The organism is Odoribacter splanchnicus DSM 20712 (genome assembly GCF_000190535.1).
GTDB lineage: Bacteria > Bacteroidota > Bacteroidia > Bacteroidales > Marinifilaceae > Odoribacter > Odoribacter splanchnicus.
In genome coordinates this window covers 12,694-39,187 of sequence record NC_015160.1, presented here as the reverse complement: position 1 = coordinate 39,187, position 26,494 = coordinate 12,694, and the positions used below count along the sequence as shown (strand labels likewise).

Annotated in this window: 17 protein-coding genes and 1 pseudogene; 5 read left to right on the top strand and 13 right to left on the bottom strand. The window is 44.7% G+C overall.

All coding sequences use genetic code 11. The features are described from left to right. Positions 1–3: 3 nt before the first annotated feature. Complete coding sequence (locus tag ODOSP_RS00175; protein WP_013610395.1) at positions 4–1,680, bottom strand: sodium:solute symporter; 1,677 nt, start codon at positions 1,678–1,680, stop codon at positions 4–6. 38 nt (positions 1,681–1,718) lie between these two features. Continuing rightward, positions 1,719–2,816, bottom strand: coding sequence for an aldose epimerase family protein (locus ODOSP_RS00170; protein WP_374939052.1), 1,098 nt, complete (start codon positions 2,814–2,816; stop codon positions 1,719–1,721). Between the two features lie 478 nt (positions 2,817–3,294). Here ODOSP_RS00170 and galK point away from each other — a divergent pair, with 478 nt between their 5' ends. Next, positions 3,295–4,443, top strand: a complete 1,149-nt coding sequence (gene galK / locus ODOSP_RS00165) for a galactokinase (protein ID WP_013610393.1) — start codon at positions 3,295–3,297, stop codon at positions 4,441–4,443. Between the two features lie 182 nt (positions 4,444–4,625). Here galK and ODOSP_RS00160 read toward each other — a convergent pair whose 3' ends face one another. The 9 genes from ODOSP_RS00160 to ODOSP_RS00115 all read right to left on the bottom strand — a co-directional run bounded on the left by ODOSP_RS00160 (position 4,626) and on the right by ODOSP_RS00115 (position 17,743). Then, positions 4,626–5,390, bottom strand: a complete 765-nt coding sequence (locus ODOSP_RS00160) for a basic secretory protein-like protein (RefSeq protein WP_013610392.1) — start codon at positions 5,388–5,390, stop codon at positions 4,626–4,628. Between the two features lie 41 nt (positions 5,391–5,431). Next, on the bottom strand, positions 5,432–7,039 hold the full coding sequence (locus ODOSP_RS00155; protein WP_013610391.1) for an alpha-galactosidase D: 1,608 nt from the start codon (positions 7,037–7,039) through the stop codon (positions 5,432–5,434). Positions 7,040–7,387: 348 nt separating this feature from the next. After that, the gene (locus tag ODOSP_RS00145; RefSeq protein ID WP_013610390.1) at positions 7,388–8,533 is read right to left on the bottom strand and encodes a thioredoxin family protein; all 1,146 of its coding nucleotides are present in this window, start codon (positions 8,531–8,533) and stop codon (positions 7,388–7,390) included. Positions 8,534–8,621: 88 nt separating this feature from the next. Continuing rightward, positions 8,622–10,181, bottom strand: coding sequence for a PKD-like family lipoprotein (locus tag ODOSP_RS00140; RefSeq protein ID WP_013610389.1), 1,560 nt, complete (start codon positions 10,179–10,181; stop codon positions 8,622–8,624). Between the two features lie 25 nt (positions 10,182–10,206). Beyond that, the gene (locus ODOSP_RS00135) at positions 10,207–11,040 is read right to left on the bottom strand and encodes a DUF4843 domain-containing protein (RefSeq protein WP_013610388.1); all 834 of its coding nucleotides are present in this window, start codon (positions 11,038–11,040) and stop codon (positions 10,207–10,209) included. Positions 11,041–11,059: 19 nt separating this feature from the next. Next, entirely contained in the window at positions 11,060–12,577 is a 1,518-nt protein-coding gene (locus tag ODOSP_RS00130) for a RagB/SusD family nutrient uptake outer membrane protein (protein WP_013610387.1), read from the bottom strand. Between the two features lie 23 nt (positions 12,578–12,600). Further along, positions 12,601–15,906, bottom strand: coding sequence for a SusC/RagA family TonB-linked outer membrane protein (locus ODOSP_RS00125; protein ID WP_157741818.1), 3,306 nt, complete (start codon positions 15,904–15,906; stop codon positions 12,601–12,603). A gap of 148 nt (positions 15,907–16,054) precedes the next feature. Then, positions 16,055–17,107 carry a FecR family protein gene (locus ODOSP_RS00120; RefSeq protein ID WP_013610385.1) on the bottom strand — a complete coding sequence of 351 codons (1,053 nt, stop codon included), beginning with the start codon at positions 17,105–17,107 and terminating at the stop codon, positions 16,055–16,057. Between the two features lie 69 nt (positions 17,108–17,176). Then, complete coding sequence (locus tag ODOSP_RS00115; RefSeq protein ID WP_013610384.1) at positions 17,177–17,743, bottom strand: RNA polymerase sigma factor; 567 nt, start codon at positions 17,741–17,743, stop codon at positions 17,177–17,179. Between the two features lie 201 nt (positions 17,744–17,944). Here ODOSP_RS00115 and ODOSP_RS00105 point away from each other — a divergent pair, with 201 nt between their 5' ends. Together ODOSP_RS00105 and ODOSP_RS00100 are read left to right on the top strand one after the other, a co-directional pair. After that, the gene (locus tag ODOSP_RS00105) at positions 17,945–18,412 is read left to right on the top strand and encodes a YbaK/EbsC family protein (protein ID WP_041556174.1); all 468 of its coding nucleotides are present in this window, start codon (positions 17,945–17,947) and stop codon (positions 18,410–18,412) included. Positions 18,413–18,604: 192 nt separating this feature from the next. Further along, complete coding sequence (locus ODOSP_RS00100; RefSeq protein WP_013610382.1) at positions 18,605–19,201, top strand: sugar O-acetyltransferase; 597 nt, start codon at positions 18,605–18,607, stop codon at positions 19,199–19,201. 278 nt (positions 19,202–19,479) lie between these two features. Here ODOSP_RS00100 and ODOSP_RS00095 read toward each other — a convergent pair. Together ODOSP_RS00095 and ODOSP_RS00090 are read right to left on the bottom strand one after the other, a co-directional pair. Beyond that, positions 19,480–20,004: pseudogene (locus tag ODOSP_RS00095) on the bottom strand (DUF418 domain-containing protein); the annotation flags it as partial. 244 nt (positions 20,005–20,248) lie between these two features. Next, entirely contained in the window at positions 20,249–20,506 is a 258-nt protein-coding gene (locus ODOSP_RS00090) for a hypothetical protein (protein ID WP_041556172.1), read from the bottom strand. Between the two features lie 238 nt (positions 20,507–20,744). Between ODOSP_RS00090 and ODOSP_RS00085 the strand changes: the two genes are divergently transcribed. Then, positions 20,745–21,356, top strand: coding sequence for a TetR/AcrR family transcriptional regulator (locus ODOSP_RS00085; RefSeq protein WP_013610379.1), 612 nt, complete (start codon positions 20,745–20,747; stop codon positions 21,354–21,356). A gap of 97 nt (positions 21,357–21,453) precedes the next feature. Further along, entirely contained in the window at positions 21,454–26,490 is a 5,037-nt protein-coding gene (locus tag ODOSP_RS00075; RefSeq protein ID WP_013610378.1) for an Imm5 family immunity protein, read from the top strand. The last annotated feature ends 4 nt before the right edge of the window (positions 26,491–26,494 follow it).

Here is a 26,494-nt window from a genome sequence, read left to right as displayed (position 1 = left end):
TTATTACCAGAAATACCAATAGAACACAACGGTAATCAGGATAATGATAGCGGAATGGATGACATCCCATTTGTTCCAGCTAGCACGGGTAACCGCTTTTTGTTCGTCTGTCGTCGAACCGAATGTCAGGCCGACGATCTGTTCTGCAGGTGCCGGTGTTGTGAAACGGCTAACAACCACAATCACCAGCATACAGAACAATAACATACCTCCACAGAAGAACAACCAGTTCGTATCGTAAAACAGATATTTAAACCAGGAATCGCTGAAAGTCGCTCCCGAGGTATAATACACTTTAGCCCCCAAACGGGTGATACCGATAATAAATCCGGCGATCAAGCCCCACATACCGCCTTTCGGAGTTGCTTTTTTCGAGCAAATACCCAATAAGAAAGCCGCTGCAATACCCGGTGCCAGTACAGATTGTACATCCTGCAAATAGTTATACAACACCGATCCTACACTTTTCATTACCGGAATCCAAAGAATACCTAACACGACTACCACTACCGTAGCGACACGTCCGACATAAAGCAAAGTCTTTTCGGAAGCCTTCGGTCTGTATTTTTTATAGAAATCGATTGTAAATAACATAGCGGAAGAGTTGAATAAAGAAGCCAGCGAACTCATCAAGGCTGCCAAAATACCGCATACGACCAACCCCTTAAAACCGGCAGGCAATAATTTAGCTACCAAAGTCGGGAATGCAGCATCGGCGGAACTCATCGTAAATGTTTCCCCATTCACGGTAATACCGTGTTTTTGCATAGCAAAAGCAACCATTCCCGGAATCAGGAATAAGAAGACAGGCGTCAGTTTCAGATAAGCACCGAATATAGCCCCCCGCCGAGCCTGAGTTTCATCTTTACCCGACAATACACGCTGTACGATAAACTGGTCGGTACACCAATACCAGAAACCGATAACAGAAGACCCGATGAACACCCCTAGCCAAGGGAAATTGGCATCCCGGTTACTCCGGATCAGATTGATCATCGAATCACCATATTCATTTACCGGAGTCACCCGACAAGCTTCCAACACCTGATCCCAGCCACCGACAGCTTTCAAACTCAACACCAGAATCACCAAAGAACCGATCAGCAAAATCGGAGTTTGAAGCACAGAAGTATAAAGCACCGATTTCATACCACCGATCACCGTATACAAAGCAGTCAACAGCACCAATCCGATCGCAGCGATCCAGAAGAAATCGATTCCCCATAGTTCCTGAATACCGAACACTTCTTTGAAAACCAAACCTCCGGCATATACCGTCACGGCTACTTTAGTCAAGACATAACTGACCAAAGAGATTACCGATAAAATCGTCCGGGATTCTTTATTATAACGTCTTTCAAGGAATTCGGGCATCGTAAGCACCATACTTCTGGAATAAAAAGGCACGAACACCCAACCGAGAATCAGGATCATCCAGCCCTGAATTTCCCAATGTGCCATAGCCATTCCACTCGAAGCACCGGCACCGGCTAAACCGATCAAGTGCTCAGAACCGATATTCGAGGCAAAAATCGAGGCCCCGATAGCCAACCAGGTTGCATCACGTCCGGCCAGAAAAAAGTCGCCGGAACTTTTCTGTTTTTGTTTGAAAACCCAGACAACGATTCCAATCATGGCAATCGCAAAAAGGGCAATTACGATATAATCTAATGTTCCCACAATAATGATATTTAAAAATGAATATTTAGCGATACACTTTATTTCTCTACAGAAAATTTATAGATACAACGACTGGAATAAGTCTGCCCCGGTTCCAGGTAAACAGACGGCCATCGGGGTTTGTTCGGAGAATCGGGAAAATGTTGTGTTTCCAGGCAAACAGAAGCCCGTTGGTTATAAACGACCCCTTTTTTCCCTTTCACAGTTCCATCGAGGAAGTTACCGGTATACACCTGAATACCGGGCTCATCCGTATATACCTCGAGTACTATACCGGACTCAGGCGAAGACAAACGGGCAGCGACAGTAGAAAGATCTCCTTTAGTGTTCAATACAAAATTATGGTCGTAACCGTTTCCATTTTTCAACTGAACAAAATCATAACGGTCTATCTCCCGTCCGATTTCTTTCGGTTGAATGAAGTCCATAGGCGTTCCGGCCACCGGAACGATCTCACCCGTTGTCATAAAGGTACTGTCGACCGGAGTATACCCATCCGCATTCACATACAACAAATGATCCGTAGCGGCAACAGCCGGATTACCCGACAAATTGAAATAAGAGTGATTCGTCATATTGATCACCGTTTTCTTATCTGTCACAGCCTCGTACTGAATATCGATAGCATTATCATCTGTAAGATGAAAGCGCACTTTCGCCCGTACATTCCCAGGGAAATTCTGATCGCCATCCGGAGAAAAACGGGTCAGTTCGAGAGTCGTACCATCGATCTGATTAGCTTCATACATCTGATATTGCCAACCTTCCGGCCCCCCGTGTAAACAATGTCCATAGTTATTCTGCGGCAATTGAATAGTTTCGCCATCGATTTCGATTCTCCCCTGTGCAATCCGGTTAGCATACCGACCGATAGAGGCTCCAAAATCGCTGGGTATATTCCGATAATCTGCCAAACTATCGAAACCCAATACCACATCTTTCCTATTTCCATGTTTATCCGGAACCAAAACAGACACGATACGGCCACCGAAATTAGTGATACAAACTTCCATTCCGGCCGAATTCTTCAAAGTATAGAGACCGGCCTGTTTCCCATCGATCTCTGCCTGAAACTTCTTCGGATTCAGTCCGGAAAGAGTTGTCTCTTCCTTTGCTTTTGGGGAACAAGAACTCATGATTCCTGCAACAACCACCAAACCCAATACAAACGTTTTCATAATCTTTGCTATAATTTATGATTTAGATTTCATTTTAGTATGTTCAAATTTTCAGGACTATTCACTTTTGAAACGCCCACATAAGTGTTTAAAAAACACTTCAAATATAGTGTATACAAAACACTTTAAAAATATTTTTTACAACTTTCTTTGAAATATTTTCAATAACTCACTGTATATCTACTGATTACCAAAAGTAATTTAGACTATTTTTAAATAAAAACCCGGATATCACCGACGCCATCGTCGTACTCCTTATTATTAAAAGTACGATAAATTCAGATCCCGATGAACATTTGTAAAATCTGCTTTTTTTACATAAATTGCACTCCTTTATGATAAAGCAAGAAGCCTGACGCAAACGATAACTTTTTTCGAAAGCAACAGGCAACAGATTAAGACACACCATTAATAAATTTATAACAATAAAGAAATCATGGATACTCGTATCGTAAGAAATCTATTCAAAGAAAAATTCGGAACCGAAGGAATGTTGTATTTCTCGCCCGGTCGTATCAACCTCATCGGCGAACATACAGATTACAATGGAGGATGTGTTCTTCCAGGTGCCATCGATAAAGGCATCTTAGCAGAAATCAAACCCAACGGGACAGACAAAGTCCGGGCCTATTCGGCAGACCTGCAAGCTTATGCCGAATTCGGCCTGAACGAAGAAGATAAACCCGAAGCTTCCTGGGCACATTATATCTTCGGAGTATGCCGCGAAATGCTGAAACGGGGGGCACAAATCAAAGGTTTCGATACCGTTTTTTCAGGTGATGTACCTCTTGGAGCCGGTCTTTCATCATCGGCAGCCCTCGAGAGTACTTTTGCTTTTGCTCTGAATGAGATTTACAAGGCCGGATTCGATAAAAAAGAATTGGTACTGATCGGACAGAAAACAGAACACCATTATTGCGGGGTAAATTGTGGTATCATGGATCAATTTGCATCGGTTTTCGGTAAAGCAGGCAACCTGATCCGTCTGGATTGCAGTACGATGGAATATGAATATATCCCTTTCGATCCACAAGGCTATAAATTAGTATTGATCGATTCTGTCACCAAACACGAACTGGTCGATTCACCCTATAACAAACGCCGCCAATCCTGCGAAAGGGCAGCAGCAGCTATCGCCGGTAATCATCCGGAAGTAAAACTGCTCGGAGATGCAACCCTGGAAATGCTGGAAGAAGTTAAAGATAAAATCAGTGAAGAAGATTACATGCGGGCAACCTATGCCATCCAGGAAAACAGCCGGCTTGCCGATACTTGCGAAGCTTTAAAACGAGGTGATTACGAAACCGTAGGAAAAAACATATACGCTACCCATCATGGCATGAGCAAACTTTATGAAGTCAGTACCGAAGAATTGGATTTCCTGAACGATGTCGCCAAAGAATGTGGGGTAACCGGTTCACGGATCATGGGAGGTGGTTTCGGTGGATGTACGATCAACCTGGTAAAAGACGCTTATTACGACCGATTCATCGAAACAGCGATCAGTCGTTTTAAGACAAAATTCGGTAAAGAACCGAAAGTATATCCGGTAACCATCAGTGACGGAGCACGCAAATTGAATTAAAACAAAATCATCCTAGCTAAAAAATTCATGGAGAGGGACTCCCCGGAAGGTTTTTCCTTTTCATGAAGAGGAAAAATAATAACAATGACAACCTATCCGATCCGGGCTGCCCAATCGGTAACAATCTAGCGTAACACAGGAGACAGGGGATAAACCAACACCCCCGTCCCCCGTGAGTTATTTTATTTTTTCAGGAAAGCCTGGTATTCTTCCCACAAGCTATCTGTCGTCACTTGCTCGCCGAAAATATGTTTCATGGCTTTATCGAAGCTCCAGGGAACGATCTCTAAAGCCGATTTATTGAATTTTCTCAGGAAATCCGGATCTTTGCCGGTCAACCACTCCAGGAAAAAACCGGTCGTCCGGTACCCATCCATCCAGTGTCCGCCCGGTTTACGGCTATCCACCGGGAAAAAGCCATTATGATAACGGACTGCATCGGCCATTCCTTCGATAAATACCCAGAATTCGGTTCCGGGTTTATAACCGCCGATCCCCTGAGGTTCCAGTTGGTAAGCATGAGTCAGCTCGTGATAAAGCACTCCCCGGGTTTCATAGAGCACCTTATCGTCTCCCTGGCTATCCTCCGATTTTTCCACCCACCGGGAACTATAGAAAATATTGACCACCGGCGGTTGTCCCCCTTTGGCCGAAATACCGTCGGTATCCTCCAGGTTGTATTCGATCTTCTCTACTCCCGGCATAGAATCCGTCGCCGACCAATAAAGCGTCTGAGCTACCCATAAAGCATGTTGCTGGATGAAAGCTTCCGGTTCGGGTACGATCCGTCTATAAATCCGAGCCCCCTTCGTTCCGGCCGCCTTATCTTTAAAATCAATGACAGGATAAGAGAAATTCTTCCAATTCGGAGCCTCCCACTTCTGAGCCCATACTCCTTGCGAACAGAATAAAACGAACAGAACAAACAAAACTTTGAAGTCCTTCATATCATACAAAACTTTGAAATCTAAAAAAATCATGAAGGCGATCACTTCGACAAAGTAAAACAGTCGATATCCGGAGCCCAATTATAACTGTTCCCCATCCGGACCGTATTGTATCCGGGTTTCAGAGTCACCGGAACAGTCACAGTCCGCAGCCCGTTATCGTCCCCCAGTTGTTTCAATACCTGTTTTTCCCCATTGACCGTCAGTTCCAGCTGCCGCCCGGCACCCTGTGTATATTGAACGGTCATCCGGTATTGTCCTCCTTTTTCGCTATATACCTCTTTCCATTCTGCATAATTTTCCGGTTGTCCCCCCAAATACCCGACGATCATTTTCCCGGAAGTACCTTCTTGCGGAGTATATCTGACTGCATTCGGATTTTTACCCAAATCATCGAATAAAGGCAGGTAAGCCCATTCGGCTTCGTACACTGTCGGTTCGATCCGTTTTTTCCCTTCGATCCGTAAAATCATCGCCCCATGGGCCGGAACTTCCTGTTTCAACGCCCCGTCCACTTTACCCAAATCGCGGTGTTTCACCAAATCCCTCACCTTTACTGTACCCTCGAACTCGAGATCTGTCAAAGGTACGGTGAAAGAACAAGGCTGCTCAGAAGGATTGTAAAGCGCTACAGCACGCACCTTCCCCCGTTTTTGTTCGATATCTTTTACCAACACATAACCTTCATTTTCGTGCTGAACGACATAAGCTTGCAAACCCAGCGGATCCTGATTCAGGGCTAAAAGTTCCTTATTTTTCAATAGCTCTAAAGTGGCATCCGACATTTTCTCCAGATTACATCCGATCAGCAAAGGCGAACTCATGATACACCATAAACCGAAATGAGCCTCTTCTTCGGTTTGGGTCAATCCTTCTCCCCCTACCGGGCTGGCTTCCCGGAATCCGACCACCATCATGTCCATATCGTTATAATGTCCGTCTCCTGCATAAGCCGACAGATAAAGATTTTTCCCGACGACATATTTTATCGATTCCCATCTGGCCTGGATATCACCGCTAATCCGCCAGGAACCGGCCACTTCTTTCGCCCAGGTACCCGGATAAGCCCAACGGCAAATGTTAAGGGCGACCTGCCGGTTTACGATATCGATATGCTGACGGATATCGGTATACCGGTCTCTTTCGTTCAACCCCAGATAACTGCCCCCGCAATAATCGATTTTAATAAAATCAAAACCCCAGTCCCCGAAATACAGCTGGGCATCCTGTGCTTCGTGCCCGTAAATTCCGGCCCCGATCCCCGCTTTATCCTGATCCGACATAGAACCACAGGTATTATTCCCGGCATCCGTATAAATACCGGCCTTCAACCCCAGATTGTGGATATGATCCACGACGACTTTCATACCGTTCGGAAACCGCTGTGCATGTTCATGCATCTTTCCGGTTTCATCCCGATAACCGAAAAATCCGTCATCGATATTTATAAACCGGTATCCTGCATCTTTTAAGCCCTTCTCCACCATCAAATCGGCCTGATGCTTGATAATATCTTCGCTGATATTTACGCGGTAGGCATTCCACGAACTCCATCCCATTAAAGGAGGTTTACAAGCCGGCTCCTGAGCCGTCGTTCTTCCGCCAAGCAGCGATAGCGACGCTAAAGCCATCAAAAATTGTTTTTTCATGTGTAGTTATTTATGTGTTACTGTCTCTACAAACAAAGCCCTTAAAATTTATAAAAGCCGGCTTGACTTCATAATTCGAAATATCCTTGATAGCCCAACAAACAATAAACAAAATCGGGCGGAAATGACTCTAAAACATCCAGTCCGCTATATCGGCAAAGCCGGATACGAATTTTTACTATCGCTTTTCATGTCATTGGTCCTGAAAAGCATTGAAAAAGCTACGGTTTCAGTTCGTTGACATACTTCGAATAATTCAGCTCAAAGTTAGAATAATTATATTTATTTAGCAATACCGTATGGGATTCCGTCCCGGAATCCCATACCACTATAAATATGAATGTCTACTTACTTCACTTTCTCCAACATCTCCTCATACGACTGGCAGTAATACTCCATGACAGGCATTCTTTTTCCCCCTACCGTCATGGTCCGGCCGGAAGTGTCTTCTTTGCCTTTCAATGCTTTGACACGCTCTTCCAGCAGAGCGGCGAACTTCTTGCGTTCTCCGGCATTTTTCCATCCTTCCGCACCCTGTCCGTAAAACAACGCGTTACAGGCATAAAACATCTGATCTTCCACCATGCGGCTAAAACGATTATACTCGGTCATCGCTTCCAACAGGGCTGCCCACTCCGCCGTGCCGATAGTTCCATCCACCAAAGCGGCAGCACGAATACCCTCCGCTTCCGGCACCCGGTATTCTTTCATGAGGGCATAATAGGCTTCCAGTCCGGCAACATCATACCCAACGATTTTCTTCGCCTCCCGCCTGAGGTATTTCCTTGCACCGGCTTCCCACACCCTCTCCAGATGCAGACCGGCCTTTTCACCGTAACGCTTCACCAATTCTGCCTTGCGGGCATATACCGACCGGAAGACAGCATAATCCGGAGTAACATAACCACAGAATATCCGATATACATTTGTATCCGTAAACACAGCGTCCGTCTTGTCTTTCAGGAAATCATCAGCTACGGAGCGAATAGTCCCCGACATGGCGGCATCGTCGAGTAAAGCCAGGTATTCTCCGATAAATTCCGATGAACGTTCACCAGCGGCATAGCGTTTGTGCATACCCGCTAATCCGCCTCCCTTCACACCATTCTCCGCAAAATCTATCAATTCGTCTACACTCAGATAGCCGGCATGACGGCATAGTAACTCGCCCTTCACATTCAACACCAACAGGGTGGGATAAGCATTGACATCATATCTCTTCCGCAATTCCACGCCCTCGCCTTTCTCCATGTCTATTTTTACCGACACGAAACGGGGATTGAAATACTCACCCGCTTTCTCCTGGACAAATTCTTTAGACGCCATCAATTTGCAAGGACCGCACCAACTGGTGTAACAATCCATAAACACCAATTTGTTTTCGGACTTGGCAGCCTCCAAAGCTTCGGCAAAGCCGCCCTCGCGGAAGTTGATCTGTGCCGAAAGAGATAAAGCCATTGCAGCCATAAATACAGCTAATACTATCTTTTTCATTCTATTGCAAATTTAATCGTTTAATACGCCGGACCGACATACCCGACTATCAGTCCGGCACTGTATCAGGAATAAAACCATTATCTCATCAATACGGGAAATCAGGTCCCATTCCATATAATTCCGCATACTTAGTAAAGGCATAATAATTCGGGCTCGCATAGTCCTGTAAAGGACAGGCATAGCATACCTTCTTCAGGATTCCGGTTCCGGTTACCGTATGCACCGGTTTGCCCGAAGGTTGTCCACCGGCAATCTTATACATCGACAACGTATATTCATCGCCATTTTGTATACCGATAACGATATAATCAAAAGATGAACCGTAAAACAAATCGGCCATATAAGTAATCGTTCCCGCCGGTAACCCTTCCACCGGTATGGCAGAAGTTTCGGTACCTTCCGTAAGGCTATAACGATACAAACGGTTGTCGTCTACTCCATAAATAGAGGTAGAAGTCAGTGCATTTCCGGCAATTACATCTGCCTTGGCTAAATGAAGGGAAGCATCTAACCGGATGACCTGATCGATACCTCCTCCCGGTTGTAACACAACCACATAACGTCCTTCCCCGGCAACGTCGAACAAATACCAGATCGTATTTTTACCGGCCCGGTGATTCCAGCCCGATGCCACAGGAGCCGCCTGTTCCCAATCCACTTTAACTCCCTCATAACCATCCTTGTACTTAATTTCTTCCATATCCGAACCGGAGGTATACATCAACCGCCGGGTTTCTCCGCTCCAAAAAGAAAGATTCTGCCCGTCGTAAGCCTGAATGAATGAACTGGTCCCTTTTCCGGCAGGATAACCTAATTTTCCGGTGCTGTATTCACTAGCGAACCTTCCACCGCCAAGATCATCCAGTCTTACTCCCTTATTCGAGAACAGCATATTCCCTCTCATTGCAGAAACCATAGCATAAGGCACTTCTTCCCCGTCCATCTCAGAAAAAAGCAACGAAGACCGGTCGAAAAGTGTCGACATATCTATCGTAGAATAAATCGAAAACTCATTTTGTCCGCTAGTGACAAAAACACCCGTAGCATAGGTCGATTTTGCCGTTGCGGGATCGATATAAATTTTGTTATATACCGGGCACATATTGCAAGGTTTCCCGCTTTGTGCTTCTCCCTGTACTGAAGCAATCACGTCCGGTATGACCGTCTTTTGACGGTCATTGTAAAAATCCATATCCGTGTTTCCGTCCGTCGTTTCTTTTAAAATATAAAATCCTTCCGAAAAGGCCGAAGTCACTTTCAAAGAAAATTCTGTCAGGTTGAAATAACCGGTTTCTTTATTCGTCACTTCGCAAACAACCGTATAAGTTCCGATTTTCAACTCCACAGGATAGGAAAGCTTTTTTTCCGCACCGATTTGCACGGTACGATAACCGTCTTCCGTACGGTCGCTGAACTCCCCGCCGTATATATACCACCGGTATTCCAGTTCCGTATCGGAATACCCTGTCACTTTCGGTGTCAATTCCAATACTGTCGAATAAGCGACGGCTGACGTATCGGCAAACTCCTCTATGGTTATTTCATTCACCATACTTTCCGGGGTTGCCATCGTACTGTCGTCTTCATAACAACCGGTAATCCCAAGTATGCAAGCCCAAAACAGGCCAATATATATTTTTTTCATCTTCTTACTGTTTAAATCATTCATATTACCTTCCCCATTCTTTCGGTGTAAAATCGACCGGCTTCCCGGTATCACTTTCCTTCCAGACGTCGAGCTTATTCTGCAGGCGTTCTACATTCTCCTGCTCCAACTGTTCGGCAAACCACCCGGCCAGCCACTCAATGTAGTTGGGATCTTTCGGTGATAAAGTTCCGAATCCGTATATATCTGCGAAAAGACTGTTGATATATTCGTCATCCCAACTTTCTTCCGTCCATTTCATCATCAATTCATGCTTTTTCTCCCCATATTCTCCGAAATAATAATCCAAAGACGCCAAATCCCAGGCATTCGGTTTAGACAGACGGTCGGAAACCGTCAGCGTATAAGTAGAAAATTCCGGATAGCCTGTTTTGAAATTTGCATTTTCTCTAAAAGTGATTCGCAAAACGACATTCCCTTCTGCCAAAGAAGGATCACGTTTCAGGATCACCGGAATATGAGCGGTTGCCGAATGGGCAGGAACAACATAGAACTCCGCCAGTACCGGATCGTCAAATGCTATATAATGCGTACCTGCAACGGCATTCTTCGTTCCTTCCACCATCACTTGCTGCAAGGCCAGCGGACGGTCTTCCGCTGAAAGTTTTCCCATAATATCCACATCTAACCATACCGTATCGCTCAATTGTCCTTCCGGTGTTTTCAGTTTGAAAGAATGGCTCCCGTTTCGCATCATCTCAGTGACCTCTTCCGTACTGAGCTGGCTACCATAATTAAAATTCAACAAACAATCCGGATCTTCAAACACCGGTAAATCTTTTTCACAGGCAGTAATACACAACAACATGCTGCATAACCATATATTCAATCGTTTCATCGCTATTCGTTTAAAAAAATTAAGGATTAAATTCCGTATTTACACAATTCCACAAGATATAATCATCCTCCGTCATTTCCTGAGTCTCCAACCACAGTATATCCTTGACCTGATTTCGCTTGTAGGTATAAAACAACTGTCCTTCGGCAAAAAACTCCCGCCGGTATTCAGCCATCAGCTCACCGGAACGATCGTTTAAACCGTCAAATACATCTTTATCCAAAGCGACACCGCATTCCAACATATAATCTTTATACAAAGCATTGGCCTCACTGAGCGAAGGTGTTGTCTCCACCGCAATCAAATACATCTCGGACATCCGGAGCATGGGTATAATCTGATAATACAACGCTTTATTCTCCACATCATCGGCAAAATAATATTTCAGAATAGTTACATTCTTCTTCGAAGTTGAAGATTTGGCATTTTTGTTCCACATGAATGCATAACGGTTGTCCGAATCCGTCGGAACTCCCTCAAAAAGCCGGGTCAGACGTTCGGGCGTAATATAGAGATAGTTTACTCCGGTTTGTACATCAGCCCCGCCGATCAGAATCGAAGCAACATCTTTCACATTATATTTACTCAGATAAAAAAGACACTCGTTCGGGCAGGCCTTATAACCGTTGGTTTCACGATCACTGCTACCGCTCAGTGTCATCACCGGATTTCCATCCCGGTCTTTGGCATCGATGACCGCCTTCGCTGCATCGTAAGCCATTGCCAGATATTTCGGATCGGCTTTCCCCAGATAAAGATACATCCGGGACTGCAAAGCCTTTACAGCCCAATAGTTCAGACGGGACTGCCGGTAACACATATAGGTATCTTCAATCTCCACCGACGAAGGTGCATTCAATTCTTCAAAAGTATATCCGAAAATCGGATCATTGTCTTTGAGCAGCTTTTCAGCTTTATCAAGGTCGGCGATCAATTTTTCGCTATATCCGGTGAAATCATAGCGGGTGGCTCTCTCGTCGAAGGCCGTCACTTCGGAATAAGGCAAGCTTACTTTTGTTCCTTGTCCCCCGGGGACTTCACCGAACAAACGTAAAACATCCAACTGACAATAGGCACGGATAGCATAGGCTTCACCGAGGATTACCGAACGGGTTGCTTCGTCGGGGAAAGCGGCTGCATTATCTTCTGCATGTTTGATAACCAGATTGGCCTGAACAATGATATTATAAAGCTTGGAATAAATAGCCTGGACAGCCTGCCGTGCTCCGTCATTGTCGTATTCGTGCAACATCAGGTGATAATCCTGATACCGATCGCTGGTAGACGAGGGTTCATCCGGCATATGCCACAATCCGGCCAAAGCTTCCGTACAACTCATCGTCAAACGGCAACCATACACATCTTCGTTAGCCAAAGCCATATAGCATCCGGTGAGAGCATCCCGAAAACCTTTGTAGGTCGAAAACTGATCTTCTTCTTTCTGTTCCGTATCGGGACGCACATCCAGCCAGTCGTTGCAAGAAACGGCCGACCACCCCAACAGGGCTATAAATCCTATAAATTTATATATTTTCATATCTATCGTTATTTATCCTGTCGTTAAAATAAAAATTTTATACTTCCCTGAATATTCCGGGCAAAAGGATAACTGGTACCCCGTTCCATCTTGATTGTCGAGAAATGCCACAAATCGGACATATTCACACCGAAGGTCACCGATGTCGCCCGCATGTATTTCTTTACCCACGCAGAATCCCATTTATACTGAAGCCCGACAGACTGAATCTCGAACACCTTATCGTCCATGACAAAGCGGGAAGTGGCACGGGTCGAACTATCGTCGTATTTCCTGAATGGAACGATATCCCCCGGTTTCTGCCAGCGGTCGTACAGAGCCCGGGCATCCACATTCTGTGCCATCAAGGTGGTACGCCCGACTTCTACCCGGTCGATAATCGTCGAATTGTACCTCTTCCCACCCCAATAGAAGGAAGCCGATACATTTACCGTCAATCCTTTCCACATAAACATCGTATTGGCAATACCCCGGTACCTGGGATCTGCCTGACCGACATAAACCTTATCGGAAGCCTTCCAGATATCCGTCCGGTTACCGTCTTTATCCAAAAAAATCTCCTGTCCGTTGGCCGGATCGATTCCCAGAGAACGAACGACATAAATACCGTTTTGCGGACGTCCTTCATAAAACAGATTGGCGACATCTACATCCTCTTTCAGATAAGCCTCGTTCTGGGCTTTAATGGCTTCCGACAGCTTCGAAACATAATTCTTATTGTAAGTCAGCTGACCACCGATAATCCAGTTGATATCCCGCTCAGCATTCCGGATAACATAAACACTGGCAGAGGCTTCCCAACCGTTGTTTTTCACTTCTCCGACATTGTCGACGTAGGAAGCAAAACCGTTGGAATGCGGCAGATCCATATTGGAAAGCAAATTAGAGGTTTTCTTGGTATAAACGTTGAATTCCCCCTTCATACGTCCTTTCCACAATCCGAATTCCACCCCGAAGTTGAATTCATCGGTTTTCTGCCAGGTCAGATAAGGATTACCCAATCCCTGCAATTCCGCTCCGGTCCAATACATATACCGGTTGTCCGTAATATATTTATACAACGTATTGGCACCGTCGGATCCCTGCTGTGTACCGGTCTGTCCGTAAGAAGCTTTCAACCGCAGAATATTTGCAAAACTACCCTTCAGGAATTTTTCATTGTGCAGGTTCCAGCCGATACCGGTACTCCAGAAAGGAGCATATCTCTTTTTCGAACCGAAATCGGATTTCCCATCCACCCGATACGAAAAATCCACGAAATAACGGTTATCATAGATATAATTGACATTGGCTGTCAATCCCAACCGACGGCTTTTGGATTTGGATCCGCCGGGACCTTCGTCTTTGGCATATTGCCGGGCACTGGCCAGAAAATGGATATCCTCATTCGTAAAACCTTCGGCAGCGATGGCATAATTATACCCCTCGGATTCATTCAGCGAATAATCCAAACCGACATACACCTGATGTTTATCGGCAAAAGTCCTGGTATACGAAAGCGTTATATTCCCGGTATATTCATTCGTACGTCCGGTGGTATAATCATAAGTTCCCCGGCGCAGGAATCCCTCGTCGGTTTCATATTGCGAATCGTCGGTGAAAGTGGAATGTTCTGCGGGCAAAAACCGATCAGACGTATTGTCCGTAGCCGTAATCCCGACTTGTCCGCGTAAGGTCAAGCCTTCGAACGGATTCCATTCTATGGCGAAATTATCCGTCAGCGTACGGTAACTACTCTTATCGAAACTGTTCAGGGTGGCATCGTACAACGGATTTTGATATCCTTGGTAATGAGCATGAAAACCGTCGAACATCCGCACCAGTTTTCCATTCTCATCATACGGAGCATTATAGGGTTGTTGTTTTACATAATCACTGAACGTACCGTATTTACTCTCTTTACTTTTGGTTGTCCCGTAAGAAGCCTGATTTTTAAAGGTGAAATTTTTCACTTTATACATTAAGGTCAGAGAGGTGTTCAGACTTTTACGCTCGGAATCCCGCATGGCTCCCTGTGTATTTTTATAGCCCACACTGGCACTCCAGCGGAATTCGTCGCTTCCACCCTCCATACGTAAATTATAATGCGAACCGACCCCTGTGTGCAACGGTTTACTCAACCAATCGGTATCTGTGCCGGAGGCAATTGCCCTTTTCCGTTTGGCATAAGCCTCTTTATACCATACATCATTACTCGGCAGGCTTTCATTCTTATACAATCCGAGATCCCACTCCAACTGCAATTTTTCAGCCGCATTCAACAAATCGTAAGAGGTCAGGTCAGGAGCTTCGATATCGATCCCTATTTCTGCATTAACGCGCAATTTACCGGCTTCCGGTTGCTTTGTCGTCACCACAATCACTCCGTTAGAACCCCGCGAACCGTATATCGCCGTAGCAGCAGCATCTTTCAGGATATTGATCGATTCGATTTCCTCGTCGTTATAGTCCATCAAACGCTCCAATGCTATTTCAAAGCCATCCAGGATGATCAACGGGGTATTCACCTCATTGCTCAGGCTTTCGTTATACTCCTGTACACTCATAGGCAGAGAAGAATTACCCCGGATATTCACTTGCGGCATCCGGTTGGGATTGCTACCGTTAATATTATCCACAGCCAGATTAATGGACACATCTATATTTTTCAGTGTCTGAAGCAGATTCTGGCCTTTATAGATTTTCAATTGCTCCTTATCGATCGATGAAACAGCTCCGGTATAACTCTCTTTCGCTTTCTTGAAAATACCGGTCACCACTACTTCCTCCATCTCTGCCACCTCTTCCTGCAGGGTAACGTCCAGTTCGGTACGTGTGCCCAAAGGAAACTCCTGCATTTTCATACCGATCATCGAGAAAACCAGAACGTGTTCACCTTCGGGTAACGTCAGGGTATATTTACCGTCGATGTCCGTAGAAGTTCCCAGCGTCGTCCCTTTCAATACTACCGTTACTCCGGGAAGTACATGGCCGGCAGCATCTCTGACGACCCCCTTTACCACTTTTCCATTCACTTGCTTCCGGCTAACTGCCGGACGCACGATAACGGTCTGGTCTTCAAAAACAAATTCTACATTCTTATCGGCAAACAAACGTTTCAGCAATCCACCGACCTCTTCATCGTCGGCCCGAACCGTCAAAACATTTTGTCCCTGAAAATGCTTCTGATCGTAAAAGAAAAACAAACGGGTCTGTTGCTGAATTTCTTCAAACAACTGCATCACCGTACAATTCCGCAAGTTCAGGGACACCCGTTGGTTTTGTGCAACCGACCTGGCCGATACACTCACACACCCCAAAATCATAAATAAAACCATTAATTTCATCATCCTTCCGATTTGCCTTAATTTCCCGGACCTGGGAAATCGTACAATTTCTTTTTTTTTCATAAATTTGTGAATTGGTTAATACTATTATTTGCTATGATAGTTTGATCTCCGCCGGAAGAGGGTGGCAGCCCTTTTCCGGTTTCTTTTTTTATTTCACTTGAATAATACCTTGTTGGATAGTAAAATGTACACTGGTGGTACGTTCTATCTTTTTCAACACGTTTTCTATGGTCTCGCTCCGCTCCAGTACTCCGCTGAATTTACGCGTCCGGACCGTCTGATCGGTAAAAACAGCCTGTACACAATACCAGTCGGCCAATTCCGTCATAATTTCCTCCAACTCAGCCTCTTCGAAATAAAATACTCCCTCACGCCAGGCCGTATATTTGCGTACATTCACCTGAGTGACCCGGATCTGTGTCCCCACGGTTTCCGCCAGCTCGCCCGGTCGTAACACCACCTCCCGTTTTCCGCCGTTCTCCACCTGTACGCTTCCTTTTACCAACACTGTCTGTACCTTTTGCTTCCGGCAGGTATTTACATTAAACTCTGTTCCCAACACTTTGACAGCAACCTGACCGGCATGTACAATAAAAGGACGGTTTTCATCCCGGGTCACTTCGAAATAGGCCTCCCCTTCCAGTTCTACCTCCCGGGTATCGCCGAAAGCCACCGGATAAACCAAACGCGAGCGGGCATTCATCCACACCCGTGTCCCGTCGGACAGCACCAAATGATATTCAGCTCCCTGAGGAACATCCAGCCGGTTCATCCGGCTGATCTTCTCCCCGCCCTGATCCGCAGCATAGAACAATTGTTTGTTTTCCGGATGATTCACCACCTCTTCTCCTGCCCCGATCTTACCTTCCCGGGCAGAAAGATCGATCCGGCGGCCATCAGACAGCGACAGGATAACACCGGGACGCCCACTCTGTCCAACGGTCTCCTGAGCATCGGCCAACTTCTCTGCCGGAGCCTGATCTTCACCACGCCACAAATAAAATGAAGTAAAAGCAATGGCAACCATAGCCGCGACAGAGGACATATAAGAGATCCGGCGATGCAGGCGTTTTCTTTGTATGGCGGAATTCAATTTTTTCCACGCCTGTTCCTGGTCATAACGATCCATATATTCCAACGAACGTCCGATCCGGTAACAATCGATGAAAGTTTTTCTATTTTGTTGTTTTTCATTAGTCATTATTCACTCTTTTTATATTGTAGAGTGAAAAAGTAGTTGAATGAATGACAAGTAAAATGTTAATATTTATTAAAACGAATAAAATAAAAAGGAGAGATGATAATCTTTTCTCAATTTTTTCAACGCCCGGGCTAAATGTGTCTTTAAGGTATTTACCGACATACCGAGTTCCAAAGCAGCTTCCACACATTTTTTATTTTCCAGGATAACCGCTTTGATGGCAGCTATTTCTTGCTTCGGTAATTTCTCCAATTTCAGCATCAATTCTTTTTCCTGCCGTTCCAGTTCTTCCCTTTCCAGGACAGCCTCCTGTGGAATCTCCACCGGGACTCCTGTCAGTAATTCCATCGGCACCAGCTTCTTCTTCTTCAAAACAGCCAATGCTGCATTATGTACGGAAGTATACAGATAACTACGAAAATTGCCGGTAATGGCGCGATAATATTTTCTTTCCCAGAAAGCGACAAAGAAATCCTGAACAATATCCTCGGCCAATTGGAAAGAATCGGTCAACTGTACGACATACACACACAATTGCATATGATACACATCGAACAGCAGACGAAACCCTTCCTCCGGCATTTCTTGCAGTAGTCTCTGGATCTCTTTATCTCTATCGGCACCATATCTCTTCATAATAACGCCCTACGATCGAAATCACAAAGATAGTAAAATTGACCTATATTGCATAAAGTAGAAATTTTCAGATTCACTGTTGTCAGCAGCAATATGGTAAGTAAAAAACAATCTCTTCGTTTCATTCCATCTTCTATTTCTTTAATTTTGCTTTCCGAAAACAACCGATCAGCACGTATAACGATCGAAAAAAATAAAATCATGTCAATAGAAAAAGTCAAAGCTTATTTTGCCACCCTGGGTCGTGAAAAAGAAGTCATGGAATTTCCAGTGTCCAGTGCAACCGTCGAATTAGCCGCACAGGCATTGTCCGTCGAACCGGCACGTATAGCTAAAACCCTCTCTTTCCAAGGCGAAGACGAAAATCATTGTATCCTGATCGTCACTGCCGGAGACGCAAAAATCGATAACAGTAAATTCAGACATTTCTTCAAAATGAAAGCCAGAATGTTAAGTCCTGAGAAAGTGGCAGAATCGACAGGCCATGCCATCGGAGGCGTCTGCCCCTTCGCTAATCCTGAAGGCGTACGAACTTACCTGGATATTTCCCTGCAAAGATTCGACACCGTTTTTCCGGCCTGCGGCAGTAGCAATTCAGCCATCGAATTGCATTGTGACGAATTATTCCGATACGCCCTGGCTATCCAATGGATCGACGTCTGTAAATAAAAATCTTTAAGTTATCGGAACTTTTATCGCCGAAAAAGCAGCATTATTTCTGTATTTGTCCGTCTTCAGTATCCGGGATTGGAGACCCGGCCGTTTCTGCCGGCCATCTATCTTTTTGATCTATATCAAAAATGAAGCAAGATATTTCCCATACATTTGTCTATTATAATCTGAAATAAATCATCGATTCACATGAAAACAGAATTAGACAAATGTATGGCCGGTGAGTGGTACGACTGTCATGATCCTATTTTTATCACACAAAAAGGGAAAACCCGCCAATTGTTGGCACGCTATAATGCACTGCCTTACGAAGAGAAAAAAACAAAACAGGAAGTCTTGAAAGAAATGTTCGGCAGTATCGGTAACAACGTATCTGTCGGTACTCCGTTCCTATGTGATTATGGTTGTAATATTCATATCGGCGACAATGTATCTGTCAATATGAACTGTTCTTTTATCGATTGTAATAAAATCACCATAGGTAGCCATGTTTTAATCGCTTCCAATGTACAAATCTATACAGCAACCCATCCTATCGAGTTGTCCGAACGGCTCATTCCCGGTTGGACTCCGGATCAAGCTGCCTATTTCTGCCGTACTTATGCACTTCCTGTGACTATCGAAGACGGTTGTTGGATCGGTGGCGGTGTGATCATATTACCCGGAGTGACTATCGGCAAAGGGTGTGTAATCGGAGCCGGAAGTGTCGTAACCAAAAATATTCCGGCCGATAGTCTGGCAGTAGGTAATCCTTGCCGGGTAATCCGTGAGATCAACAAAAAATAAGTACATGGTAAAGTCAGTCGCTTTTGATTCAGACGGAACTATCGCATCACAGCTAAAGGAACCCGCAGCTGTTTCATTTCCCTGAAACAATGCGGACCGGATCCTGTTTCGTCATATCCTCCTCACAGTTCAGGCCCAGAGAAAACGGATTATTTCTTAAAAACAGGCTTTCATTCTGCAGCGAAAAGACAGACGTCATCTTACAGTTCGATTAAAGTACCCCCAAACAACAATCCTCCGGCAGAAAATCATGCCGGAGGATTGTTTATAGTCTTCGGCTATTTACCCGTTCCTATCCAGGTACATTTATGCCAGATATATTCCAACGGACCTTGTTTATGCCTGGCCAGCCACCATTTACAAAATTTCAGTTGTAACAGAAATATCAAAAAGCCGACCGATAAACTAAGGGTATATCCGCAATAAGGGGCAAGATTCAGACCTATAGGGAAATAAATGAAAGCACCTATTATGGATTGAGAGATGTAATTGGTCAGGCTCATTTTACCATAAAAACGCAAACCGGCAACTGCTTTGCTGAAATTTTTATGTTGATAAAGCAGAATAAACGAAGCCACTAAAACCAAAGTAAAAGCCAGCTTCTGCCACATATCGAATGCCGTTCCCACAGTTTGCTGCACGATTGGGTCATTTTCCATGACCAGTTCCTTTAAGGTGTATAAAGGAGCAAAAGAAATAGCAGAAATGATGAGTACTTTTGTCCAAAAAACTATATTCTTTTCATTCGTCATGAAAAGTTGTTTTCTGCCGATAAAAAAACCTAACAGAAATAATCCGGCAGGAAAAAAGGCGGCATTCCATGTTGCAAAAAATGCAAAGGATAGCGTTATCCTTATTTCATTGACAACAAAGTTTCCGATTCTGAAGCGATAAGGCAAATACACATTTAGGGGAACATTATTAAAATGAAGGATTTCGGGAATAAGGATTATTCGGGAGATTGCTTTGAACTGGCAGGCAGACTGTATGGGCTTAGCTATAAGGGACCGAAAGAGTTCGCCGAAATCATATTATTCATGTGAATGGTCAAATGGATACTCCTTTTTTATCGGCTTTCTGTACCGGGTGATTCCGGCTGACGGTGTTTGCCTGCCTTGTGCCTTCCTGACAGACGGGCGCCTGCTGCGACTGATCCTGCCTTTTGTTCTTGTCCGGATCCCATTTGAAGAAATCAAACTTCACCCGCTTGTAGCCGGCACGGACGAAAGCCCTGAACAAGTTCCCCTCGTTGTCGGTCATGCCCTTGATGCAGGTCGCCCTACCCTGTGCCAGTGCTACCTGCAACTCTCCTGTAAGATCTTCCTCTTTCAGCCGTGTGGGGAATTGTGATGCAATCAGGTTAATTGTGGCACGGAAATAGAGGTAAAAGGCTATGGCGCAAAGGGAAAGGAAAGAATAGGGAACGAGTGGCTAGAAGATGGCGTGAAGTGGCTTACCGGCAAGAAAGAATAGCATCCCGATACAAAAACTTCAAAATAAAAAGCGTATCTTCGCAAAAAAACATAAAAAAATACAACCCGATATGATTACCAACCGAGAAGAAGTGATAGATAAAGCATTTAAGGTGTTTCTGAAGATGAATTACGAAAAGGCGAGTATCAGCACGCTGGCGAAAGCCTGCGGAGTGGTAAAGACAGGGGTGGTGTATTATTTTCCCCACAAACTCGACCTGTTCATGGCGGTGGCAGACAAGTATGCCATACAAATGCAGACGCCGTCCAATAAGTTCGCAGAACCGGCAGAAACACTTGCGGAATTTATCGACCAGTATGTGGCAGGAGTAAGAACAGCCATGAACCGTATTGTCAAACTGGTGGAATGCAGTGTGGATAACAATGATTGCTGTCCCAACTTCTACTACTTCCATTTTCTTTCTCAAGTGAGGATGTACTATCCCGGAGTCCGTGAAAAAATGGAGAATACCTTCCAAAAGGAGCATGAGTTATGGAGAAAGGTAATACAAAAAGCCAAGAATAACGGTGAAATAAAGCAAGATACGGACGTGAAAAAAACCGCCTCACTGTTCCGTCAGGTGTTCTTGGGCATGTCCTATGAGCAATCGTTCCTGAACGGTCTGGACGTAGAAGAATTGAAGGACAAATTTGATAGTTTATATTCGCTACTGAAAGCCTGATTCCTTTTAGTAATATTTAAAAGATATTTTTTTCTGAACAATCGTTCAAATTTTAATATGTTGTTTATCTTTGGCGCATAATTTAACTGCCAGAGATATGGACAAGGTACATAGACAGCATGGAAGTATCGTCCTGTACGAAGAAAAAAAGGATGGTGAGCAATATATACGGATAGCATATGCTGATAATCCGGTCATTGCCCCGATGCTATCTCAAGAACCTGGGATAAGCCTGGACGGAAACGGGAACGCCTATATAAAAGCATCGGACTTCCGGCTGCCGATTTTTCACGACCGTTATTCTCCTCACACCTACATTGATTATAGCCGGCTATACGCAGGACTCCCCAAATCCAAACGGGAATACACCTTCCCGAAACTCCATCCTGATGAAGACACAATAACAGATAGAATAGAAAGATTAAAAGAGTGGGTCGATCAAAGCAGTCTGGGACATTTGCCTTTACCGTTAAGGATTGATTTGATGAAACGGATCGGTAATATACGTGTCATACAGAAAATACAATGCGAGTGTTGCAAGAAGATTTATTTTTCTGCCGGAAAGCAAAGCAACGTTCATGCACAAGTACTCTCCTGCATAAACAACTATCTGTATAAAGCTGAAAACTCTGCCGAAGCTATATTATCAGAAACAGAGAAATTGAGGATTCATGTGGAAGATAATCATAAGGAAACGGATGCAACCGTAGGTTGGGCTATCGTGATGCTTGGATATACAGTATGTTATGATGCAGCGTCTATATTGAACATAGAGGATTATTGCGGAGAAGATGACGGATCTTTCGATCCTGAAAGCTGGAATGCTGATTTCATAGGATCAATTGTCTATTCAGGTGGAAATCCTTTTGTCAATGAAAGAAACGGTGATACAGGAAAACGAAAAGAGTATTGGCACTGGTATCTGGATATGATTCTTTCCATATATAAAAATCCCGAACGGGAAATTATCGCTTTTGTCTTGCCGGAAAAGGCAACTGAAGTACCCGTTTTTCCGGAGGAATTGATAAAAGAAGGGTTGGAAGAAATTTCCAGCTCGCCCCAAGGTCACCTGTCCCGCCCGTCAAGATATAAAATTTTACGGGCATTCCGGTCTCCCCGTATAGCAGGAAGAATCGGTATATTGTGTGCGCTTAAAGTCTTACCGATTTGGAGAAGATATTCCGGAGAAAGCCATAAAATTATTGCATTGCTCCGAAAAGCGGAGCATTACTTAGAGGAAAAAGCAAATCCGGATGAAATAACGAGAATAGCGGACTACACTTCCAGTCTTGTAGAAGGACGCGACTATGGAACCGATTTTGCCCCACTTATGGCAGGCATGGCAGCTGTACAGGCTGCATATACAGTAACAGACGGTAACGATTATGAAGAAGTTGCGGAAAATGATGAAGAACTTGCCTCCGACGAATGGGATGCAGCGTTTTTAGCAAGTCTTTCCTGTAATGGAGGTGCGGCAGACTTATCGGAAATCAATCCCGAATCGAACAGGGAATTTTGGAAATGGTATCTCACCGACTGTATACCGTACGTTTATGAAAACGAAAAACATGCCGGATACCATGCCGGTAACAAAATCCGCATACCGACACCGGCAAATTGCAATGTGACGCTGTCTGATAAAATTAACCGGCTTAACTCTGCGCTCGATTCTTATATTCATGCCCCTACCGACAGAAAAGAATTATTGCACATGCAACCGTATGCGGCAGACGGAGAACTTATCCGCATAGTGGCAGATTTTCTACAAGGCTATCCCTGCCTACCTTCCACAGCACAAGAACTGGAAAATTATTGCATGACCGGACTTTTCGATTACGACATTATAAGGTTTTGGTATTGTACAGCTTTACTGGCCTTGTCTCCAGATTCTTGTGCCATCGCTTATCTGTCAAAACTTGCCCATACCCTTATGGAACAAGGGCCGGGAGATCTCCATATATTGTATCGCATTGTACTGCTATTGCCGGAACAGAAGCATCTGCATGAACTGAACCGGGAACTTACCGATTATTACGAGAAGATAATCCCCACTCTTGTGAGCACAAAATGGTTGGCAAAGGCCAATATTCCTTACCCTGATGATTTTGAATGGAGTATATCTTTCCATTTTACTTCCGACGGGGAAATGTTTCCCGTATCGGACGGCAAGAGAGACGAACAAACGTGGTTTATTCTGACAGTCCGATTATTCGGACCAAAATCTCTTTTTCATGACTATACCCGTTTCACAAGTTATCAAATTCACGTGTGCAACGGTGACAACAGCATTCATGGAGACTGGAACGAAGAAGACGGTTTTCTTGTATGTAATGGAGAATGGTTAATGAAGAATGAACTTTATACTCCCGACCAACTTGTACTTCTGATGCACAAACTCTCAACTAACGGTATCCGGTTTTCCAAAATACCTGCCGGTATATATACGACCAAAGGAATATCCGGAAAGGCTGTGGTGGAATGGATTAAGAGCGAAATGGAGCTGTATGAGAATGATCGGATGGAAGAAGTCCGCAATAAAGCCCTTGACCTACGCAAAGATGATGGAGATGTAGAAGATACGCTGGCAGAAATGAGAAAAAGATGGGGAAAAGATGTTCCCATATTGAAAGACAAGCGTTTTGATGAAATCATAACCCAATATTTCTGTCTTTCGCATGAAGCGGGTATAGCCGCCTTGGGGCAGGAACTTACCGCCTGCGGATACGCTCTCTATGACTTGGACGGTGATGAGATTTACCTATTGGAGTTGCTTCCACAAACGGAAATGCAGACCTTTGAGAAAAAATGCAGGAAGTATGGTCAATATTGCCAACTTCTCAAACAACCACACCGTGATTTTGGGATTACAGCCCGGCATATCAATCCACGAAAGCAAATGCCCCGTGAAAAAATGAAATGGCCGGATGACGGCATCTGTTACATCGTAAGAGGTTTTGCCGGATATTGCGCCTATGGAGAATGGAAGCCGAAAGATGAAGAGCAATGGTTGGGAACATTCATAGTCGATTTGCGTATTGTACCTCTTCAGCCTGTAAAATTCAAAACGAGGAAAATTCACAGTTTCAGATACTCGAAGGAGCTGGACTTTTATGCCGCACTTTATTCTACCTCTTTGGGAGAAATGCCTATTGGGGGAAAGAACCCGTTGGAGGCGGACAAATGGTCGCGCCTGTGTGATTTGAGTGTCTATGATAAGTATGAGTTTCGATGGTACGGACCTTATCTCTGCCTGGGAGATGCTAAAAGTGTCATCATTCATACAATGACGGAACAGGGAGTAAAATATGTAAGCCGTATTATATTACCGGATGGCTTGATGTATCCTCCCGGTTTCGGGATAGACGGGAAAGGAGCGCTGTATATAACAATGGGGAGTTATTACAAATCGGGCATCATCCGATATGACGATAACGGGAAATATACCACCCTCCCCTTCTCCATGTTCGGGTATGAAACGTTCCGTGAAGGTTGCATACCCGTACCGGACACCGCACGCATGATTTCGCTGCACGAATACAATGCAAGAAACAATAGCGGAATATGGTTGGAACCGGGATTGCTTGATCTCGATATGGCGACACGAAGATGCCGTATCGCTCCGTTACATCACATTGGGGATGGTTTATTCAGATTGCACCTATTTCAGGAGGACTGGATTTTGGTAGAGGGTAACAGCGACAATGGCAACCGCTCCGACTATGCCCGTCTCTGGAACCGGAGGACAGATGAAGTATTGCGCATCCGCCCCGGTGTGTTCGGTAGCGAATCATTCAAAAAGATTCATGCGTTACCTGACGGTACTATCGTAGTAAATACGCATCAGCATACCGATGACATACTGAGTCTGCCGGAAGACTTTTGGCATTTCCTTCGTACGGCAAGCCGTCCGAATAAATTGGGATACTGGCTCAATTACCCAAAGCCTTATCCGGACATAGACCTTTTATTACCTCCTATTTCAGAAGATATAACTCTGATGTTTGCACCTCCGTGCGGAAAGCTGCCGGTTACCCAACCACGGTTGTCGGCAAAGGAGAATAAAGAGCAAGGAGGAAGTCCCGATCTGCCGGAGACAGATGGAGTAGAGATTACGGAAGGCATATTAAAGATAAACGGGAAAAATGTCGGCCTACCATTGTCATATACGGCCATGACAGATATTTTCGGCAAAGAGAAAGTCGTATTTACCCATCAGACCATGCAAGATGACAACGGCAAGACCATACAATATGACAGACGCAGCTTTCTTGTCTGGGAGGATGCCGGAGTGACTGCCGCCCGAAACGAAGAGAATGTTTATAATATTTCTGCCATATACTTGTGGATAACAGAAAATAAAGTATCTGTCCCTGTCCTGCCGATTCCTGCCGGACTATTCGGTGGAGAAATTATGGTAGACGGAACAAAGTGGGACAAAACTTCCGATATGACAGCCCGCAGCGGAACAATGGAAATCGCGACGTCCGTGTCGGACGGTTACATGGAAATCACATTCGCCAATACCCGTGACTGGAAATCCACCTGGCAGAACTGGCGGAAAATTATGGCTGAAAACCTTCAAGTTGCCCTTGTAAAAAGAGACCGCATCAGGCAGTTGGAAAGAAACGGTCATATAGGTAAGTTCATAGCTCCGGATAACACCCGCTTGTTGGCAGAAACGAGTGAATCTTTTCTCAGCCATGCGATTCAGGCACTTTATGCCGGATATTCCATGAGACGAAGCGAACGCTATCTAAAAGCGAATCTGCTTTTATGTCTGATAGAAGCGACAATCAAATGTATTGCATACAGTACCGTCCGGGCTTCCGATATACTCTTCGTATATTCAGGTTGTGTACTTCTCGGCTATGAAAAAGCGAACATGAAACGGTTGGGCGAAACAATGGCAAAAAAGGGCATTCGCGATTTCGTGTTCGACACCCTGATCCATGGCTGCGTTCCTGATTGGGAAGTCACGGAATATACTGTCTTTCCGGAAATTAAGAAATGGATCTCCTCACAAGTGAAAAGCGGAAACATAACGGAAGCGAAAGCTGCATTAAAAAATATTTCTTGTATTTCAGAGAATATCCTGATAACAGATGCGCTGATTACATCAACTTTAAAAATATAAAACA

Excerpts from the sequence above, each read along its gene's own strand:
- ODOSP_RS00170 (WP_374939052.1), bottom strand. The coding sequence starts at position 2,816 with ATGAGTTCTTGTTCCCCAAAAGCAAAGGAAGAGACAACTCTTTCCGGA.
- galK (WP_013610393.1), top strand. The coding sequence starts at position 3,295 with ATGGATACTCGTATCGTAAGAAATCTATTCAAAGAAAAATTCGGAACC.
- ODOSP_RS00160 (WP_013610392.1), bottom strand. The coding sequence starts at position 5,390 with ATGAAGGACTTCAAAGTTTTGTTTGTTCTGTTCGTTTTATTCTGTTCG.
- ODOSP_RS00155 (WP_013610391.1), bottom strand. The coding sequence starts at position 7,039 with ATGAAAAAACAATTTTTGATGGCTTTAGCGTCGCTATCGCTGCTTGGC.
- ODOSP_RS00145 (WP_013610390.1), bottom strand. The coding sequence starts at position 8,533 with ATGAAAAAGATAGTATTAGCTGTATTTATGGCTGCAATGGCTTTATCT.
- ODOSP_RS00140 (WP_013610389.1), bottom strand. The coding sequence starts at position 10,181 with ATGAAAAAAATATATATTGGCCTGTTTTGGGCTTGCATACTTGGGATT.
- ODOSP_RS00135 (WP_013610388.1), bottom strand. The coding sequence starts at position 11,040 with ATGAAACGATTGAATATATGGTTATGCAGCATGTTGTTGTGTATTACT.
- ODOSP_RS00130 (WP_013610387.1), bottom strand. The coding sequence starts at position 12,577 with ATGAAAATATATAAATTTATAGGATTTATAGCCCTGTTGGGGTGGTCG.
- ODOSP_RS00125 (WP_157741818.1), bottom strand. The coding sequence starts at position 15,906 with ATGATGAAATTAATGGTTTTATTTATGATTTTGGGGTGTGTGAGTGTA.
- ODOSP_RS00120 (WP_013610385.1), bottom strand. The coding sequence starts at position 17,107 with ATGACTAATGAAAAACAACAAAATAGAAAAACTTTCATCGATTGTTAC.
- ODOSP_RS00115 (WP_013610384.1), bottom strand. The coding sequence starts at position 17,743 with ATGAAGAGATATGGTGCCGATAGAGATAAAGAGATCCAGAGACTACTG.
- ODOSP_RS00105 (WP_041556174.1), top strand. The coding sequence starts at position 17,945 with ATGTCAATAGAAAAAGTCAAAGCTTATTTTGCCACCCTGGGTCGTGAA.
- ODOSP_RS00100 (WP_013610382.1), top strand. The coding sequence starts at position 18,605 with ATGAAAACAGAATTAGACAAATGTATGGCCGGTGAGTGGTACGACTGT.
- ODOSP_RS00085 (WP_013610379.1), top strand. The coding sequence starts at position 20,745 with ATGATTACCAACCGAGAAGAAGTGATAGATAAAGCATTTAAGGTGTTT.
- ODOSP_RS00075 (WP_013610378.1), top strand. The coding sequence starts at position 21,454 with ATGGACAAGGTACATAGACAGCATGGAAGTATCGTCCTGTACGAAGAA.